This is a genomic window from Agarivorans sp. QJM3NY_25, from assembly GCF_050870875.2.
Classification (GTDB): domain Bacteria; phylum Pseudomonadota; class Gammaproteobacteria; order Enterobacterales; family Celerinatantimonadaceae; genus Agarivorans.
The window spans coordinates 4,739,025-4,756,647 of record NZ_CP194041.2 but is presented as its reverse complement, the minus strand read 5'-3'; the positions used below and the strand labels follow the sequence as shown (position 1 = coordinate 4,756,647).

The window sequence follows — 17,623 nt, the reverse complement described above, 5'->3', positions numbered from 1 at the left end:
AAAACAAGCTAAGTGGCCGTTTTGGGTTTACGGCGTTGGCGCAATGCGTCCCAAGTGAAAATTGCTAAACCTAGCCAAATAAAGCTAAAAGTTAATAGTTTCATCGGTTCTAATGGTTCCTCATAAATACTGGTCGCTAGGATAAACATCAATGAGGGACCGATATACTGAAAGAAGCCGATGGTGGATAAGCGCAGCCGAGTCGCGGCTGCCACAAAGCACAGTAGTGGTAGGGTGGTGACCACACCTGCGCTGAGTAACAGCACATTTAGTGTGCTGCTGTTGTTGGTAAAATGGCTCGTGCTGGAGTCAGCAAGAATAAATAAGTAAGTCAGTGCCAACGGCACTAACCACAAAGTTTCGACAAACAGACCCGGCAGTGCTGCTAGGTTAATTTGTTTACGTAATAAGCCATAAATACTAAAGCTTATGGCAAGGCTCAATGCTATCCACGGTAGTGAGCCGTAACTCAGCAGCTGGATCAACACCCCAATGAGTGCCAATACGATCGCCACCCACTGAGCGCTGCGAAAACGCTCGCCCAAAAATAGCATGCCCAGCAGCACATTAAATAGCGGGTTAATGTAATAGCCCAAGCTTGCATCTAACATCCGATTATTATTGATCGACCAAATGAAAATTAGCCAGTTTCCGCCAATTAACAGCGAAGTGAGTGCTAAGACCGAAAGCTGTTTAGGATGTTTGAGTACTGCTCTTACTGCCCGCCACTGCTTACTAAAAGTGAGCAATAAGGCGACAAATAGGCAAGACCAAATAATCCGATGAGCTAAGATTTCGTAGGCGGGTACTTCGGTAAGGCTCTTAAAATAGACGGGTGCAATGCCCCACATGATGTAAGCGCCAAGCGCAAACATAACACCATGTTTAGTGGATTGAATTGGCATAAAATTAGGTAAACAAGAGAAAAGGCAAGTTAGTGTAGCAGGGGCTTAGGTTGGTCACCATATTTTCAATGGTAGCTTTTGCATTCAGTCATTTAATCGCCTTGTATTGTCGAAGGTGCGTGGCAGTCGGTATACAATTTTTGCCATGTATCTCGTAAGTTATTCTCTTGTTCACATAATTGTTTAATCTCATTTAACAGTGGTTTTTGTTCAGGACAGTCGCTCAATTGGATTAGGTGCAACAAATGGCCGAGGACACCATTGATCAGCCGCTCCTGTAAGGGCTTGTGATAGCTTTGCCAAGCTCTTACACAACGGTAACCAGGGATAATGCCTTCCGCATAATTCGCGAGTATCAGAGTTGGCCAAGCTCGCTGGGTTTCTTCTTGATTGTTTAAACACTGGCTGAGTGCTGGTTGAATGTGTAAATAGCGTAATCGACAGCGATCCCGTTCATTCAGACAGTCGTCATGGATCTGTTCAAAGTGTTGTAAGCTTTGTTGCGCTTTTTCGAATATGCCAAATTGTTTGCATTCTACGATGCGGTAATCAGGGAAATGAGCGAAATCACCATAGCCATTTAGCTCATGCTCGCTCCATTGTGCTAAGTCATCAATATTGAGCGTGCGGGCCTGCTGCAGTGCTGTTTGTAAAACAGCTTCCAGTAAAGTGATCAACTTTGGAGAACAACTTACCGCACTCATCGCTATTCTAGCCCACCTTATGAAGTCTATCCTTAGTTACAGTATAGCTCCAACTGAGAAAATTCAGCGAAGTGAACTGAATAATTATCAATATTTTGTAATGGCGGTGAATTTTTATCGATTAATCTTGGTGGAAATAAAAGCCGTGTAATCACAGTGACACTATCGCGTAGGGTGAACAGAACAACTACCGCTCACCGAAATCGGAATATCAGTTTCTTAGAGTGTTTTCTTTATTTAACCAACCATATAGGTGCCAGTACCAAAGGCGATATGGGTGCCGAGTTGATTATGTAATTCCATACGGGTGACAGTGACTTTATTCCCTGAGCGGATCACTTCTGCCGAGGCGTAAAATAGTTCGCCGACACCAGGACGTAGGTAATCGATGCGCAGATCGATGGTGCCGGTTTTACTTAGTTGCTCCGAGAGTTGTTGACTGCTTAAGTCGGCGAGACGTTCCAGTGCTGCAGCCGCAGCCGTCATTCCTCCGGCAACATCTAAAATAGTCGCGGTGACCCCGCCATGTAAAATGCCATGAATGGGATTACCGACCAATTTGGGGGACATGGGTAATTTAAGTTTCACGCCAGTGGCGCTGTATTCGAGTAATTCAATTCCAAGCAGTTGATTAAATGGCATCCGATTGATGAAAGTGTCGGCTATCGCTTGTCGCCATTTATGTTGTCGAGAGCTGCTCATGATCCGTCCTAGAGAATTTAAACGCACGTTTGAATACTGTAAAGCTTTAAAAGAATAAAGGCAAACCAAGACAAGACCCTTAGGCTTGATTACAATGACCGACTGATTGTTTCTCGACTGAATTTAGGGATCCTTACCTTTCATGCAACGCGCTCAAAAAATTCTACAAGATGTGTTTGGTTTTGCCGAATTTAGAGCCGGACAAGCGGCGGTGATCGAGCGTTTGCTGAATCATCGAGATTGCTTAGCTATTATGCCCACCGGTGGTGGTAAGTCATTGTGTTATCAAATACCTGCCTTAGTGAAACCGGGTTTAACCGTGGTGATTTCCCCTTTGATTTCCTTGATGAAGGATCAGGTTGATAGCTTGTTGCACAATGGGGTAAATGCGGCTTATCTAAACTCCAGTTTAGCCCGAGAGCAACAATATGAGATTTATCGCCGCTTACAACAGGGTGAGTTGAAGCTACTATATATTTCACCCGAGCGTTTGATTAATGGTGACTTCATCGAACGCCTGCAGCAATGGTCTTTAGCCATGTTTGCCATCGATGAAGCCCATTGTATTTCCCAATGGGGGCATGATTTTAGGCCGGAATACAGTGCGCTGGGTTGCTTAAAGGAAAGTTTTCCGAATGTGCCGATCGTGGCTTTAACCGCGACCGCCGACGATACGACTCGTTTAGATATTTTGCAGCGTTTGAATTTGACTGAGGCTTTCACGCATATTTCCAGCTTCGACCGACCGAATATTCGTTATACCTTGCAGGAAAAGTATCGCCCCTGGCAGCAGTTGAGTGATTATGTGAAACGTCGCCGAGAAGACAGCGGCATTGTCTACTGTAGTAGCCGCAAACGGGTGGAAGAGTTGGCTCTCAAACTCGGCGCTGAGGGTTTGCGTTGTGCGGCTTATCATGCCGGTTTGCCAATCGAGCAGCGTCAGCTGGTGCAAGAGCAATTCCAACGTGACGAATTAGAAGTCGTGGTGGCCACGGTTGCCTTTGGTATGGGGATTGATAAGCCCAATGTACGTTATGTATTTCATTACGACATCCCACGTAATATTGAAGCTTATTATCAGGAAACTGGTCGTGCGGGGCGTGATGGTACCGAAGCTGAAGCGGTGTTTTTATACGATCCGGCTGATGCCAATTGGGTGCGGCGGATGATTGAAGAAAACGACAATGAACAGCAACGCCGAGTAGAGAGTCACAAGTTTAACGCTATTGTGGCTTTTGCCGAGGCGCAAACTTGTCGTCGCCAGGTATTACTCAATTATTTTGGTGAGTACTTAGCCAAGCCTTGTGGTAACTGCGATATTTGTCTCGATCCGCCGAAACAATATGATGGCTTAGAAGATGCGCAGAAGGCGCTTTCCTGTGTGTATCGTTTGGGTCAGCGCTTTGGGATTGGTTATGTTATCGAAGTGTTACGTGGTAGCATGAGCCAACGTGTTTTAGAGCAGGGTCATGATAAGCTTTCGACTCATGGGATTGGTAAACAGTCTGGGCATGAACATTGGATGAGTGTCTTGCGCCAATTGATCCATCTCGGTTTGTTACAGCAAAATATTGCTCGTAGTTCGGTACTGCAATTGACCGAAGCCGCTCGACCCTTTTTAAAGGGGGAGCAAGGCTTATCTTTGGCGGTTCCGCGCCTAAATACCACCAAACAAAGTAAAAAAAATGCGGCCTATGGGGTTTATGATAAACGTTTGTTCGCTTTGTTACGTAATTTAAGAAAGCGTTTAGCCGATCAAGAATCGGTACCGCCGTTTGTGGTGTTTAATGATGCGACTTTGATCGAAATGGCCCAGCGTCTGCCGCAGACACAGCATGAGATGTTAAGCATCAGTGGTGTAGGCTTAAAAAAATTGGAGCGCTATGGCCATCAATTCTTAGCGCTGATTGGCCAATACCAGCCGGGGTAAGTCCGTGCAAAGTCATAGAGAAGGAGCTATATGGAGTTTGTAAATCGCTTTGCCCAAGCGCTTCCCGAGCTATGCCATCAGCAACAGCCAACAGCTTTGAGTGAGCCAGAGATGGTGATCGTTAGTCAACAGAGTTGCCAGTTGTTAGCTTTGGATGCGAACTTTATGGCTAGTGAACAGGGTTTGGGATTAACGGCAGGACAATTACTGGTTGACGGGATGGACCCGGTTTCTACGGTGTATGCGGGCCATCAGTTCGGGGGGTATTCTCCACAATTGGGTGATGGTCGCGCTTTATTATTGGGTGAATTGAAAACGCCACAGGGAGAGCACTGGGAGCTGCAACTGAAGGGCTCGGGTTTAACCCCTTTCTCACGACAAGGTGATGGCAAAGCGGTATTGCGTTCCAGTATCCGCGAGTTTTTGGCCAGTGAAGCCATGGCGGCCTTGGGGATCGCCACCACCCGAGCGCTAAGCCTCGGAGTTGGTGGAGGCGAAGTGCGCCGAGAGCGTTTGGAAAAAGAAGCTATGTTGCTGCGCTTCGCGCCTAGTCATATTCGCTTTGGTCATTTTGAATACCTTTATTATCAGCAGCAATCCGGCCTACTCAAACGTCTGATCGACTTTTGTTTAGAGCATTATTTTAGTGATTGTTTAAAGCAGTCTAATCCAGTGTTGGCGATGTTGCAGCAGGTGGTTGATAGCACTGCTCTAATGATCGCTAAATGGCAGGCTGAAGGTTTTTGTCATGGCGTGATGAATACCGATAACATGTCGATCTTGGGTTTAACCATCGATTATGGTCCTTACGGTTTTCTGGATGATTTTAATCCGCGGCATATTTGTAATCACAGTGATCATCATGGCCGTTATGCCTTCGATCAGCAGCCTGCGGTAGGCTTGTGGAACTTGCAGCGTTTAGCTCAAGCCTTGTCGGATTATGTTCCCAGTCACCAAAGTGAGGCTCTGTGGTTACGTTATCAGCGAGTGATTAATCAACATTATCAGATGTTTATGCTCAATAAGTTGGGTTTGTCAAAGTGGCAAGATCAAGACGAATCTTTGCTTTCCGGTGTGCTCAGTTTAATGGCGCAGCAAGGTTTGGATTATCATTCCAGTTTACGCAGTTTAGCCCAACCGATGGCTGAGTTGCCAGCTTTACTGGGCGAACCTTGGCAAGCTTGGTTAGCGACTTATCGGGCGCGCTGCGCCGAGGCGGAGCGAGACGAAACACAGCGCTGTGAGGCTATCCAACAACATGTGCCTTTATATGTATTGCGTAATTATCTCGCGCAACAAGCGATCACAGCTGCCGAAGCTGGAGATTATTCGGAGTTGCAAACGCTGCATCAAATCTTAAGCCAACCCTTTAATCCTCAGAAAAACGCCGAGCGTTTTGCAGCCCCGCCACCACATTGGGGGAAGTGTCTGGAAATCTCATGCAGCAGTTGATCAAGGCATACCAGATACTGAGTGAACATGGTGCGATTAATCTGCAACATCAGCTAACTGAGCAGAACTTCATGGCTTTTGCTCGTCAATTTATTGAACAGCAGGGATGGGCTGAGTCGTTTAACGAACAGGGTGCCGATTGGCAAGTACTAGGGTTTTATCTTGAACAGCAATTGTGGTGGTGGCGCTATGATCTTTTGAGTGACAGTTGTTGGTTTGAATGCGCCAATTTATCGCAATTTTCCGCAAGTTGCGCACCATTATTGGTCGCCTTAGAGCATGCCAACTTAACTTAAAAAAATAATATTTTTAGCTGGTCAAATTGTGATCTAATCCAAGGTTTGCCCGAGAGTAATCTTCTATATTTACCCACCTGCCTAGCTTAGCTTGTTTAATTATTGCTCAGTTAGTTTGCAAAAACAGCGTCATGGAATGATGTTTTCCACATTAGGAAAAGTATTCACCGCTCCAGATCTTCCTGTTTGTTTTTACATAACCTGTTGTTAATAGTGGTTTATTTTTATAACCTTTATCTTGCTTCTATTTTTGCGAGAGAATTATTGCTGTTTGTCAACAGACTTATCCACAATTTATTCTCTGGCTAAGGGCTTAGCTCTGGTGCATTTTAGGTGGCTGTGGCATCATCGTGCGCAATTAAAAATTGAACTATGGATCAAGCTTATGGCGACCCTCCCTGAGCAGCCTCTGGTATTAGTAGATGGCTCTTCTTATTTGTACCGTGCATATTATTCACCCCCTCATCTGACGAACTCTAAAGGTGAAGCAACCGGCGCGGTCTATGGTGTGATTAATATGCTGCGTAGCTTGCTGAGGCAGTTTCAGCCTGAACACATCGTGGTGGTTTTTGACGCTAAGGGTAAGACTTTTCGCGATGAGATCTATAGCGACTATAAAGCAAATCGCCCATCAATGCCTGACGATTTACGTAGCCAAATTGAGCCGTTACATGCGGTGATTAAAGCTATGGGTTTGCCTCTTTTGGCGATTTCTGGGGTGGAAGCAGACGATGTCATTGGAACCTTAGCCAAACAGGCCTCCGCTGAAAACAAAGCCGTATTGATTAGTACCGGTGATAAAGATATGGCTCAGCTGGTCGATCAAAATATCACTCTGATTAATACCATGACCGATACTGTGATGGATCGAGAGGGAGTGATTGAAAAATTTGGAGTCGCGCCAGAGCTCATTATCGACTATTTGGCGCTGATGGGCGATAAAGTCGATAACATTCCCGGTTTACCTGGGGTTGGCGAGAAAACCGCGCTGGCCATGTTACAAGGCATTGGCGGTGTCGAAGCTTTGCTAGCTGACCCAGACGCGGTGGCCCCCTTAGGTTTTAGGGGCTCTAAAAGCATGCCCAAAAAACTGCGCGAGCATGCTGAAGAGGCGCGTTTATCTTATTTATTGGCAACCATTAAGTGCGATGTTGAGGTTGGCTTCAGCATGGATGATATGAGTCGCAGCCCGGAAGATAAAGATGCGCTGATTGCTCTATTTGGCCAGCTAGAATTTAAACGTTGGCTTAGTGAAGTTTTAGATAAAGACAGTGCTGGCTCTGGGGTGGCTCAAGCGAGTGATGTGGCAAACCAAGCGGTGGTAAAGCCTCTTACTGGGGATTATCAAACCATTCTCAGTGAACAGCAGTTTAGTGATTGGCTGAGCAAGCTGGAACAGGCCGAGCTGATTTCGCTTGATACCGAGACTACCTCACTCAATTATATGCAGGCAGAACTGGTTGGTTTATCGTTTGCGGTGGAAGCAGGCTGTGCTGCATATTTACCTTTGGCCCACGACTACTTAGATGCACCGGCGCAATTGGATCGTGGCTGGGTATTGGCCCAGTTAAAACCTTTATTGGAAGATCCCAATAAATCTAAAGTTGGGCAAAATTTAAAATATGATGCCAGTGTTTTGGCCCGCTACGACATCAATTTACAGGGGATCCGGTTCGACACGATGTTGGAATCCTATGTGCTCAACAGCACCATTACTCGCCACGATATGGACTCCTTATCGTTGCAATACTTGCAGCATAAAACCATTAAGTTTGAAGATATTGCTGGTAAAGGTGCCAAACAACTAACCTTCAACCAGATTGAATTAGATGTGGCTGCTCCCTATGCCGCCGAAGATGCCGATATTACCTTGCGTCTGCATCAGGCTTTATGGCCCCAGTTAGAGCAGTTACCAAAGTTGAAGCAGTTGTTTGAGGAAGTGGAAGTTCCCCTGGTGTCGATTCTTTCACAAACCGAGCGGCAAGGGGTGCGGATTGATAGCGCGCTTTTGGCCAAGCACAGTTTATCACTGGCTGCGCGCATTGATAGTCTCGAAAAGCAGGCTCATGACTTGGCTGGGGAAGCGTTTAATCTAGGGTCTCCGAAGCAATTACAAACCATCCTATTCGACAAGATGCAGTTACCGGTGGTGAAGAAAACCCCCAAAGGTGCGCCCTCAACCGCCGAAGAGGTATTGCAGGAACTGGCGCTGGACTATGCACTACCCAAGGTTATTTTGGAATATCGTAGCTTGTCCAAATTGAAGTCCACTTACACCGACAAACTACCAAAAATGGTGGAACCAAGTACCGGTCGTGTGCACACTTCTTATCATCAAGCAGTAACGGCCACTGGACGTTTCTCATCCACCGACCCTAATTTACAGAATATTCCGATCCGTCATGAAGAGGGGCGTAAAGTTCGTCAGGCTTTTATCCCTGCCGAGGGTTATAAGCTGGTGGCTATCGATTATTCGCAAATTGAGCTGCGAATTATGGCCCATCTTTCTCAAGATAAAGGTTTACTCAAGGCCTTTGCTGCCGGCGAAGATATTCACCGGGCGACTGCGGCCGAAGTTTTCGGTAAGGCTTTGGAATCGGTCAGTGCCGATGAACGACGCAGTGCTAAAGCAATTAATTTTGGGTTGATTTATGGCATGAGTGCTTTTGGTCTCGCCAAGCAACTCGGGATTGCTCGCGGTGATGCGCAAGCCTATATGGACCGCTATTTCGAGCGTTATCCTGGAGTACTGGTCTATATGGATACCACCCGTGATTTCTGCCAAGCGCATGGTTATGTCGAAACCCTATTTGGTCGACGTTTATACCTGCCTGAAATTAACTCGCGTAACGGTATGCGTAAGAAGGCTGCTGAGCGAGCCGCTGTGAATGCACCGATGCAAGGCACCGCCGCTGACATTATTAAAAAGGCAATGATAGCGGTCGCCCAGTGGTTAACAACTCAAGCGAGCGAACATTGCAAAATGTTGATGCAGGTTCATGATGAATTGGTATTCGAGGTTCTAGAAAGTGAATTGGAGCGGGTCGTTCCGAAGTTAACCCAGTTAATGGAGCAGGCGGTGACCCTCGACTTACCTTTGATTGCCGAAGCGGGGGTGGGGGATAATTGGGATGAAGCACACTAAATTATAGAAATATTTGATCAAGGAGGCCTAGGCCTCCTTTTTTTTGAAATTTGGCGGCATTGATTTTTGTAATTCAGAAAACGTTTTCAGGTAATTAAATCACTTCTATTTGTGTAAATGTGAAATTTCATTACAAAAAGTGCTTTATTTTTCGGCGGTATTGCTCTAGAGTAATAGTCGTAGGGTACAGAGGTAAGATGTTCTATCTTTCAGACCTTTATTTCACGTAGTTGAAAAAGGCTATTTTGCCGCCTCGACAGTTTATGTCGAGGCGTTTTTTTATCTAAAACGTGAACCGACCTCAGATTTTTACCATTTATTCTTTTATTCCCATTGTTTGTTTATAAATTCCTTATTATTCGTTGCTAAATTACATATTTGCTTGAGTTTTTGCTGATGGCATGAAACTGCTGATTTATAAAATTAAGTGGTCGTTGTGATGTATTGGCGACAAATGGATGTTTATCTCTGGCTACTCAGAGGGTTAAAAAGAAAGAAATGGAAAGTTTTTATGAATTAGTGTGAACTTATTATTTTTGGCGCAGTCTTAATTTATGCAATTGGAATAGTGCTTTCAGTTTTTAAGAATTCTTTTCTTAGTATGCCTCATCAGATGATGGGGCTTTTTTTTTGAGCGAAATTTGATGCTGTAGATTTTTGCTGGCTGCTTGTTCGTCGCGAATAAATGAAGATAGGCCGCCAGTCTTAGAGCTATTGGCCTATCTCGTATCTGATTGTTGGGTATAAGACGAACCCTACTGAAGCGTCAATAAAGGTGCCTGAGTATTTTTATTCGGCTTGTTCTTGGCTATGTTGGTCGAACCAAGTCACTAGGCTGTTTTGCAGTAAATCTAGACCCTGTTTTTTCAGAGAAGAAAAAGCTTCCACACGCACCTCTCCACCAAACTCTGCTGCGAGTGCTCGGCCTTGTAATACCGCTGTTTTGCGTGCACCTTGTTTGAGTTTGTCTGATTTGGTTAAGAGTGCGAGTACCGGAATGTTAGACTCAACAGCCCATTGTATTAAGCTGCGGTCGGTATCTTTGAAGGGATGGCGAATATCCATTAATACCACGATCCCTTTCAGGCTTTGCCGTTCTTGCAAATACTCAGACAAAGAATTTTGCCATTGTCTCTTCACTTCTTCGGGCACTTGGGCAAATCCATAGCCAGGTAAATCGATTAAACGAACGCCTTCACTCAGTTCAAATACATTGATGAGTTGGGTTCGTCCAGGGGTTTTACTGGTTCGGGCTAAGCTTTTTTGTCGGGAGAGGGCATTCAGCGCACTGGATTTCCCCGCATTGGAGCGGCCAGCAAAGGCGATTTCAATTCCGCTGTCCTCAGGCATTGCCTGAATGTTAGGAGCGCTGGTAATGAAGTGGGTGTTTTGAAAATGATATTGCGCCATGGTTAAGTTAAGCTCTCACAGGAATTTGGGGTAATACATTACGTTTTTGGTAAAATTGTGTAAAATATGCCGTTACTGGGCTAGCTAAGTGTATCACGGGCGCCAGTGTGTGTGGTTTGGAATAATACTAATAAATGGAATGTCATGAAAAAACTTACCTTAGTGTTAATGTTAGTGGCGGGTGTAGCCAGTCCGGTATGGGCAAAGGGAGATGCTACGGCTGGGGAGCAAAAGGCTGCGACCTGTAAAGCTTGTCATAATGATCAGGGCGAGGCCTTAGGCTACCCCAAATTAGAAGGCCAGCACGCTGGATACATTGTGAAGCAGTTAGAAAACTTTAAGGCTGCGGCAACTGGTGGAGAAGGGCGTAGTAACCCGGTGATGGGTGGTATGGCGATGCCGCTTTCAGAGCAAGATATGCAAGATTTGGCCGCTTACTTCTCGAGCCAGCCGATGAGCCCCAATACCACAGCTCCAGAATATGTGGATGCTGGTAAAAAGCTATATATGGGAGGTGATTTGGAGCGTGGTATTACAGCCTGTACGGCCTGTCACGGTCCTCGTGGTGTTGGTCATGACTTAGCTAAGTTTCCGCGTATCTCATCACAATATGCGACTTACTTGAAGACCCAGTTAGAAAGTTTCCGAAGTGGTACGCGTAATAACGACCCGAATGGTATGATGCGTGATATCGCAGCCAAACTGACGGATAAAGATATCGAAATTTTGTCGCAATATCTGGGTGGTTTGCACTAATCCCACAAGGAGTAGCTGGCGCTACTCCGTTCTTCCTGATTTATTATTCGCCATCTTAATTCTAAGTGTTACACTTGCGCCCCTAAAAAATAGGCGAGGTGTTAAGCGGTGAAATGTCCACTCTGCAGTGCTGTTTCTGCGAACGATTTTTATCGTGATAAACGCCGCCAATATTGGCATTGCTCACGTTGTGATCTCATTTTTGTCGATCCTAATGATCACTTAAGTCCTTTGGCGGAAAAAGCTCAGTATGACTTGCATCATAACGATCCTCAGGATGCTGGATATTTATCTTTTTTGCGGCGAGTGAGTGAGCCAGTTATTGCGGCCTTAGATGACTCGGCCGTCGGGCTAGATTTTGGCTGTGGGCCGGGTCCGGCTCTATCGTTATTGTTGGCGCAGGCGGGTCATCACTTACTCAACTATGATCCTATATACTATCCAGAGGCACAGTATTTACAGCAACGTTATCGCTTTGTGACCTGTACCGAAGTTGTTGAACATTTCAATTTTCCAGCAAGTGCTTGGAAACAACTGCTGTCGTTAGTGGATAAACCGGGATTGTTAGCGGTAATGACAAAACGTCATTGGGGAACCGAGGTGTTCCCGCAGTGGCATTACAAGAATGATCCCACGCACCTTGCGTTTTATAGTGATAATACGTTGTGCTGGTTGGCGGAACACTATCAGTTTCAATTGCAAATAGTCGGCCCAGATGTGGCCCTATTTCAGACCGTTTAAAAGGTAAAGAAGATGGCTAGAGGTAAAAAAAATCGTAAAGGCGGCTTAATTGGGATGCGTAAAGATCCTGACTTTAAAGCTAAGCGTGTGGCTGTTCCCGATCGGGTCACCATTGGTAAGGGTAAGGCTTCTGGGAGTCGTCAGCAGATCGCTGAGGTGAGCAGTCATCAAAGTCAAGCGGTCGAAAAGCAAGACGCACGGCTTGGCAGTAAGACACCAGTCGCCTTAGGTGTTGAGGCTCCTCAGGCGCGTAAGCCGGCTGCGAAACCTACCAAGAAAAAAGTGGTTTTAAGCCCAGAAAAAGAATTGGCAAACTTAGAAGCGGATCCCCGCTTAGAAAGCCTCATCGATATCTTGGATGAGGGGGGGAGTATTAGTAAACAAGATCAGCAGTGGCTTGATTTACAGCTGGCTCGCCATGCTGAATTATTGGCCGAATTGGGTCTGGTTGAAGATGCCGAAGAGGCGGACGCTTTAGACGAAGATGAGCAGTTATGGCGTTCGCTAAATAGCGCGTCCTTGGATCAATATAAGGATTAACAACGATGTTTTGGCTGTTGCTGATTGCGGCGCTTATTATTGTGGCCTTGGCGGTGTATGCCGCTTTGTTGGTTGGACGTTTATTTGGTCAAAATAAAGTGATTAAACAAGCCGTTGTTAAACGCAACCAACGCTTATTGAGCGATATTAGTTATATTGCAATCGCGATGCAGCAGCAACGCTGTGGCTTATCGGAAGGCGTAATTCGTCTGTGTAATCTGTTAGTGGCGCTGCAAACGCCTAAGCTGATCGATTGGTCGCAGCGCTTTCCTGCGGTGTTTCAATTGTATGATGCGATCAATGAGTTACCCACTCATGAGGCTCGAAATCGCTTACCTTTGCCGCAGCGCAAACGTCAAGATCAGCATCGCGAAGCTCACGAACAAGCTTTAGAGCAACAGATCTTACAAGAAGCTAAAGTAATCGCCCAACTTAACATAGATGCGCTCTAGGAGAAGATCGGATGGCCATATTAGGTGTTGACTGGGATCAGTCACTCATTGAAAAGTATAATTATTCTGGGCCGCGTTATACCTCTTATCCTACGGCCTTAGAGTTTAGTGAAGACTTCGCAGAGGCACAGTTTAATATTGCCTGCGAAAAGTTTCCAAATCGAAATTTATCACTCTATTTACATATCCCGTTCTGCCATAAGCTTTGTTATTACTGTGGTTGTAATAAGCTGATTACTCGCCACCAACATAAGGCTGATATTTATCTCGATTATTTAGAGCAAGAGATTTTGCTACGCGCACCACGTTTCCAACAGCGTTTGGTGAGTCAAATGCATTGGGGAGGAGGTACGCCGACCTATCTTCAAGCTGAACAATTGAAACGCTTGACGGCCATCTTACATAAACAGTTTCAATTTGCTGAAGACGCTGAAATTAGCATTGAAGTTGATCCTCGGGAAATCGAACTGTCGACCATTGATTTACTCGCTGAACTAGGTTTTAACCGGATTAGCTTAGGCGTGCAAGACTTCAATAAGCAAGTACAGCAAGCGGTGAATCGAGAGCAAGATGAGCATTTTATTTTTGCCTTAGTGGCGCGTGCTAAACAGCTTGGTTTTCGTTCGGTTAATATTGATTTAATTTATGGCTTACCCCATCAGACTCGCCACAGTTTTAATCAGACTTTAGCGCGGGTGATCGAGTTAGATCCCGACCGTTTATCGGTATTTAACTATGCGCATCTGCCGAGTCGTTTTGCGGCCCAAAGAAAGATCGATGAAACGGCACTTCCGAGTAGTGATGAGCGTTTAGGTATTTTACGTGACAGTATTGAGTTTCTTGTAAAGCATGGTTATCAATTTATTGGAATGGATCATTTTGCCAAGCCTGATGATGAGCTGGCAATCGCTCAGAGCAAAGGTAATTTACATCGTAACTTTCAAGGTTATACGACCCAAGGCGAAGCTGATTTATTGGGTTTAGGCGTTTCTTCGATTTCAATGTTAGGGGATGCTTACAGCCAAAATCAAAAAGAGTTGAAGACTTACTACGCTCAAATGGATCGTTTAGGCCATGCTCAGTGGAAAGGTATTGCTTTGACGCAAGATGATTTGATCCGTCGCGAGTTGATTAAAAAACTGATTTGTAATTTTAAATTGGATTTTGCTGAGATTGAGCGACTGTTTGATTTGAAGTTTGAGCAGTATTTTGCAGAAGACTTGAAGTTATTGCAGGGATTTTTGGATGATGATTTAGTACAGCTAAATGGACAAATCTTAGTCGTTACCGATAAGGGGCGCTTATTAATTCGAAATATTTGTATGTGTTTTGATGTCTACTTCCGCAGTCAGGCACGGCGCCAGCAGTTTTCTCGAGTGATATAAATAGCGATTTGAATCAAAAAGGAGCCGAGACTCCTTTTTGATTCTGGCAAATTACGCTTGTTCGCTGCTTAAGCAATTGCGGTATGCATCGGCCATATTTTGCAGTAATTGAAAGTAGCTCTGGGCGTTTGGTACAACGGCGATGCCTAAGGGATCCAACAGGCCGATCTTTGCACCGCTATCTTCGCTAATAGTATGCAGTAGCGCACCATCAAATTGCGGCTCGGCAAAAATACACTGAGCTGAACCTTGCTCTAGATTTTGGCGTATATATTGTAGCGTTTTGGCACCGGGTCTACGTTGTGGGTTAATGGTGAACTCTCCTAAACGGTTTAATTTAAACTGTCGCTCGAAGTAACTGTAGCCATCGTGAAACACAAAGTAACCCTGTTGCTTGACGGGCCTTAGCTGCTGGTCAATTTTCTTGTTGAGCTGATCTAAGCGTTGGTTAAAGCGCTGTAATTGCTGCTGCAGATGGATACGTTGCTCAGGATTGAATTTGATCAGTTGTTCAGTTATTGCTTTTGCTATGACGCGACTTTCGGCGGGGCCAAGCCAAATATGTGGGTCAACCTCATGGTGATGTTCCGCGTGTTGATGCTGTTGGTGGGCCTTTTCACCACTAATTAGTTGTAAATCCTTTAGTTCAAGTAATGCCAGTTGAGCACGTTGGGTCTGGCTCAGCGGTTTACTTAAGAAAGGTTCCAGTTCGTCGCCCACCCATATCACTAAGTCGGCTTGACGGATCCGTCTTACATCCGAGGGACGTAATGCGTAGTCATGTGGTGACACGTTAGGGCTAATTAAATACTCTACTGTCTGTTCGCCTTCGGTCAGGCTACTAATCAATAGTTGCAAGGGTTTAATACTGACTAAAATATTCGCGTTGGTTGCCCATGTGGGCGTGGCGATTAACAATAAAGCAAAGATCAGTTTACGCATGTAGGCTATTCGAGATGATTTAGTAAAATAATACGATAGTGTAACATCTAGTGTAGAATAGCGCGCCCTTGATGAAACCCCATTGGGGTTTTACGTTAGATTTAATCATAGGATTTTGGTATTGACCACCTTACTTTCATTAAGCAATGTATGCGTTAGTTTTGATCAGCGGCTGGTATTAGATCATGTCTCGCTGGAGCTCAATCGCGGCCAGATTACGACGCTGATTGGTCCAAATGGCGCCGGTAAAAGTACGCTGGTGAAAGTGATTTTAGGTTTGTTGCGGGCCGATTCTGGCAATATAACTAAAGCGACTAAGTTGCGCATTGGGTATGTACCGCAAAAGATTAATCTTGATGAATCCTTTCCGTTAACGGTTGAGCGCTTTTTAAAATTGGCTCGACATTATTCTAAACAAGATTTGAGTCGAGTCATTCGACAGTTGGGTATTGATGGTTTGTTGACCCGACAAATTGTTCGTTTGTCGGGCGGTGAGTTACAACGGGTATTGTTGGCGCGCGCGCTGTTAGGCGAACCACAATTGTTGGTATTGGATGAACCCGTACAAGGGGTTGATATTAGTGGGCAAATTGAACTCTATCAGTTGATTGCTGATATCGCACAACAAATTAACTGTGGTGTATTGCTGGTGTCGCATGATCTACATTTAGTGATGGCCGGAACTGACCATGTGATTTGCTTAAATCACCATGTTTGTTGTCATGGAGAGCCGGAAAGTGTCGCTCAACATCCCGAGTTTGCCCGCTTATTTGCCCACAATGAACGCCAGCAATTGGCCGTTTATACTCATCATCATGTGTGTGATGAACAAGATCATCAGCACCACGCATCGACCGAAGAGAATAGTTAAACCATGGACGATTTTTTAATTAATGCCCTGCTCGCAGGCTTAGGTATTGCGGTATTAGCAGGCCCTTTAGGCTCGTTTATGGTGTGGCGCAGACTTGCTTATTTTGGTGATACTTTAGCGCATGCTTCTCTGTTGGGTTTGGCTTTAGGTCTATGGTTGCAGATTAATCCGGTCTTCGCGGTGGTGATTAGCGGAGTGACATTGGCGATTATCTTATTATCCTTGCAGCGCTACAAGCAACTCGCCAGTGATACTTTGCTGGGTATTATGGCGCATTCGGCATTATCTTTGGGCTTAGTCGTGGTGGCTTTGATGGATAATGTGCGAGTCGATTTAATGGCCTATTTGTTCGGTGATTTGCTTGCGGTCACCCACCAAGATTTATTATGGATTTGGGGTGGCGGCGCGTTAGTTCTTGCGCTGTTACTCAGTCAGTGGAACAACTTATTGTCGGCGACGGTGAATGAGCAAATAGCTGAAGTAGAAGGTGTTAATATCGGATTAATGCGGGCTTTATTATTGCTGTTGTTAGCGTTGGTCATTGCCATTGCGATGAAGATCGTTGGTGCTCTAATTATTAGCTCTTTGTTGTTGATTCCGGCTGCTACGGCAAGACGTTTAAGTCGCTCTCCCGAGCAAATGGCGCTCTTAGCTATCTTGTTTGGGGCGATTTCAGTGCTGTTTGGCTTATGTTTATCTTGGTATCAAGATACCCCAGCAGGGCCTTCGGTGGTGGTTTGCGCCGCCTTACAATTTTTATTAATTCATAGCCTAGTGAAAGTAAAAGAGTAATGACAACAGAACCCCTACTTCCAGCAGCCATCAGTTTCGATGTCAACCAAGCTGTGCTCGCCCTACAGCAAGGCGCTGTGATTGCTTATCCTACCGAAGCGGTGTTTGGTTTGGGGTGCGATCCCGATAATCAAGTCGCAGTACAGAAAATTTTAGAGATTAAGTGTCGACCTGTTGAGAAGGGCCTTATTTTGTTGGCTGCTAGCTTAGCGCCTTTGTTACCCTATATTGACTACGCAGGGCTAAGCTCGTCACAGCGGCAGAAGTTGTTAAGCCGACAGGCTCGCCCTACGACTTGGTTGGTCCCGGTATCGGACAAGACACCTGCTTGGATCTGTGGACAATTTAATACGGTCGCGGTGCGGATAACTCGTCATCCAGTGGTTGAAAGCTTATGCCAGCAATGGGGCAAGCCTCTGGTCTCAACTTCAGCCAACTATAGTGGTGAACCTCCTGCCTTAACAGCGGTTAATGCGGCTCATTTACAAGGTGTTGATTTGGTCTTAGATGGTGCCTTAGGCGGTGCTGAACAAACGAGCCAAATTTTAGACATTAAAACTGGTGCGCTGTTACGCCCTTAGGACTCGTGTAAGGAAGTAC

17 protein-coding genes are annotated in these 17,623 nt (G+C 45.4%); 12 read left to right on the top strand and 5 right to left on the bottom strand.

Annotated features, from left to right (window positions below):
* Positions 1–8: 8 nt before the first annotated feature.
* From rarD to ACRRSW_RS21770, 3 genes are all read right to left on the bottom strand, one after another.
* A complete protein-coding gene (gene rarD / locus ACRRSW_RS21780; RefSeq protein ID WP_432460443.1) occupies positions 9–875 on the bottom strand; it encodes an EamA family transporter RarD in 867 nt (288 codons plus the stop codon).
* A gap of 122 nt (positions 876–997) precedes the next feature.
* A complete protein-coding gene (locus ACRRSW_RS21775; RefSeq protein ID WP_432455463.1) occupies positions 998–1,609 on the bottom strand; it encodes an AbiTii domain-containing protein in 612 nt (203 codons plus the stop codon).
* A 237-nt stretch (positions 1,610–1,846) separates the two neighbouring features.
* Positions 1,847–2,311 (bottom strand): thioesterase family protein, encoded by a 465-nt coding sequence (locus ACRRSW_RS21770; RefSeq protein WP_432455464.1) that lies wholly within the window; start codon positions 2,309–2,311, stop codon positions 1,847–1,849.
* A 142-nt stretch (positions 2,312–2,453) separates the two neighbouring features.
* Between ACRRSW_RS21770 and recQ the strand changes: the two genes are divergently transcribed.
* The 4 genes from recQ to polA all read left to right on the top strand — a co-directional run bounded on the left by recQ (position 2,454) and on the right by polA (position 9,134).
* A complete protein-coding gene (gene recQ, locus ACRRSW_RS21765) occupies positions 2,454–4,241 on the top strand; it encodes a DNA helicase RecQ (RefSeq protein ID WP_432460442.1) in 1,788 nt (595 codons plus the stop codon).
* A gap of 30 nt (positions 4,242–4,271) precedes the next feature.
* Positions 4,272–5,693, top strand: a complete 1,422-nt coding sequence (locus tag ACRRSW_RS21760) for a protein adenylyltransferase SelO (protein ID WP_432460441.1) — start codon at positions 4,272–4,274, stop codon at positions 5,691–5,693.
* Positions 5,681–5,989 carry a DUF3630 family protein gene (locus ACRRSW_RS21755; RefSeq protein WP_432460440.1) on the top strand — a complete coding sequence of 103 codons (309 nt, stop codon included), beginning with the start codon at positions 5,681–5,683 and terminating at the stop codon, positions 5,987–5,989. Before ACRRSW_RS21760 ends, ACRRSW_RS21755 begins: the two co-directional genes overlap by 13 nt.
* 385 nt (positions 5,990–6,374) lie before the next feature.
* The gene (polA, locus tag ACRRSW_RS21750; RefSeq protein ID WP_432460439.1) at positions 6,375–9,134 is read left to right on the top strand and encodes a DNA polymerase I; all 2,760 of its coding nucleotides are present in this window, start codon (positions 6,375–6,377) and stop codon (positions 9,132–9,134) included.
* Between the two features lie 789 nt (positions 9,135–9,923).
* Here polA and yihA read toward each other — a convergent pair.
* Entirely contained in the window at positions 9,924–10,544 is a 621-nt protein-coding gene (yihA, locus tag ACRRSW_RS21745) for a ribosome biogenesis GTP-binding protein YihA/YsxC (protein WP_432460438.1), read from the bottom strand.
* Between the two features lie 144 nt (positions 10,545–10,688).
* Between yihA and ACRRSW_RS21740 the strand changes: the two genes are divergently transcribed.
* The 5 genes from ACRRSW_RS21740 to hemN all read left to right on the top strand — a co-directional run bounded on the left by ACRRSW_RS21740 (position 10,689) and on the right by hemN (position 14,418).
* Positions 10,689–11,300, top strand: a complete 612-nt coding sequence (locus ACRRSW_RS21740; protein ID WP_432455470.1) for a c-type cytochrome — start codon at positions 10,689–10,691, stop codon at positions 11,298–11,300.
* 108 nt (positions 11,301–11,408) lie between these two features.
* A complete protein-coding gene (locus ACRRSW_RS21735) occupies positions 11,409–12,041 on the top strand; it encodes a class I SAM-dependent methyltransferase (RefSeq protein WP_432455471.1) in 633 nt (210 codons plus the stop codon).
* Positions 12,042–12,053: 12 nt separating this feature from the next.
* Positions 12,054–12,581: a Der GTPase-activating protein YihI gene (yihI, locus tag ACRRSW_RS21730; RefSeq protein WP_432460437.1), complete on the top strand. Its 528-nt coding sequence runs from the start codon at positions 12,054–12,056 to the stop codon at positions 12,579–12,581.
* 5 nt (positions 12,582–12,586) lie between these two features.
* A complete protein-coding gene (locus ACRRSW_RS21725; RefSeq protein ID WP_432460436.1) occupies positions 12,587–13,033 on the top strand; it encodes a DUF2489 domain-containing protein in 447 nt (148 codons plus the stop codon).
* Between the two features lie 11 nt (positions 13,034–13,044).
* On the top strand, positions 13,045–14,418 hold the full coding sequence (gene hemN / locus ACRRSW_RS21720; RefSeq protein WP_432460435.1) for an oxygen-independent coproporphyrinogen III oxidase: 1,374 nt from the start codon (positions 13,045–13,047) through the stop codon (positions 14,416–14,418).
* 51 nt (positions 14,419–14,469) lie between these two features.
* Here hemN and znuA read toward each other — a convergent pair whose 3' ends face one another.
* On the bottom strand, positions 14,470–15,360 hold the full coding sequence (gene znuA, locus ACRRSW_RS21715; protein WP_432455475.1) for a zinc ABC transporter substrate-binding protein ZnuA: 891 nt from the start codon (positions 15,358–15,360) through the stop codon (positions 14,470–14,472).
* A gap of 121 nt (positions 15,361–15,481) precedes the next feature.
* On the opposite strand from znuA, the gene znuC reads away from it, so the two are divergent.
* The 3 genes from znuC to ACRRSW_RS21700 are packed head-to-tail and all read left to right on the top strand — an operon-like array spanning position 15,482 to position 17,604.
* A complete protein-coding gene (znuC, locus tag ACRRSW_RS21710) occupies positions 15,482–16,231 on the top strand; it encodes a zinc ABC transporter ATP-binding protein ZnuC (protein ID WP_432455476.1) in 750 nt (249 codons plus the stop codon).
* 3 nt (positions 16,232–16,234) lie between these two features.
* Positions 16,235–17,023 (top strand): zinc ABC transporter permease subunit ZnuB, encoded by a 789-nt coding sequence (znuB, locus tag ACRRSW_RS21705; RefSeq protein WP_432455477.1) that lies wholly within the window; start codon positions 16,235–16,237, stop codon positions 17,021–17,023.
* On the top strand, positions 17,023–17,604 hold the full coding sequence (locus tag ACRRSW_RS21700; protein WP_432455478.1) for a Sua5/YciO/YrdC/YwlC family protein: 582 nt from the start codon (positions 17,023–17,025) through the stop codon (positions 17,602–17,604). The genes znuB and ACRRSW_RS21700 overlap by 1 nt, the downstream gene beginning before the upstream one ends.
* Positions 17,605–17,623: the final 19 nt, after the last annotated feature.

What these genes read in the sequence shown, in the direction of transcription:
- recQ (WP_432460442.1), top strand. Translation starts at nt 2,454, where the DNA reads ATGCAACGCGCTCAAAAAATTCTACAAGATGTGTTTGGTTTTGCCGAA.
- ACRRSW_RS21725 (WP_432460436.1), top strand. Translation starts at nt 12,587, where the DNA reads ATGTTTTGGCTGTTGCTGATTGCGGCGCTTATTATTGTGGCCTTGGCG.
- ACRRSW_RS21760 (WP_432460441.1), top strand. Translation starts at nt 4,272, where the DNA reads ATGGAGTTTGTAAATCGCTTTGCCCAAGCGCTTCCCGAGCTATGCCAT.
- znuB (WP_432455477.1), top strand. Translation starts at nt 16,235, where the DNA reads ATGGACGATTTTTTAATTAATGCCCTGCTCGCAGGCTTAGGTATTGCG.
- ACRRSW_RS21770 (WP_432455464.1), bottom strand. Translation starts at nt 2,311, where the DNA reads ATGAGCAGCTCTCGACAACATAAATGGCGACAAGCGATAGCCGACACT.
- rarD (WP_432460443.1), bottom strand. Translation starts at nt 875, where the DNA reads ATGTTTGCGCTTGGCGCTTACATCATGTGGGGCATTGCACCCGTCTAT.
- znuA (WP_432455475.1), bottom strand. Translation starts at nt 15,360, where the DNA reads ATGCGTAAACTGATCTTTGCTTTATTGTTAATCGCCACGCCCACATGG.
- hemN (WP_432460435.1), top strand. Translation starts at nt 13,045, where the DNA reads ATGGCCATATTAGGTGTTGACTGGGATCAGTCACTCATTGAAAAGTAT.
- polA (WP_432460439.1), top strand. Translation starts at nt 6,375, where the DNA reads ATGGCGACCCTCCCTGAGCAGCCTCTGGTATTAGTAGATGGCTCTTCT.
- ACRRSW_RS21775 (WP_432455463.1), bottom strand. Translation starts at nt 1,609, where the DNA reads ATGAGTGCGGTAAGTTGTTCTCCAAAGTTGATCACTTTACTGGAAGCT.
- ACRRSW_RS21700 (WP_432455478.1), top strand. Translation starts at nt 17,023, where the DNA reads ATGACAACAGAACCCCTACTTCCAGCAGCCATCAGTTTCGATGTCAAC.
- yihA (WP_432460438.1), bottom strand. Translation starts at nt 10,544, where the DNA reads ATGGCGCAATATCATTTTCAAAACACCCACTTCATTACCAGCGCTCCT.
- ACRRSW_RS21740 (WP_432455470.1), top strand. Translation starts at nt 10,689, where the DNA reads ATGAAAAAACTTACCTTAGTGTTAATGTTAGTGGCGGGTGTAGCCAGT.
- ACRRSW_RS21755 (WP_432460440.1), top strand. Translation starts at nt 5,681, where the DNA reads ATGCAGCAGTTGATCAAGGCATACCAGATACTGAGTGAACATGGTGCG.
- yihI (WP_432460437.1), top strand. Translation starts at nt 12,054, where the DNA reads ATGGCTAGAGGTAAAAAAAATCGTAAAGGCGGCTTAATTGGGATGCGT.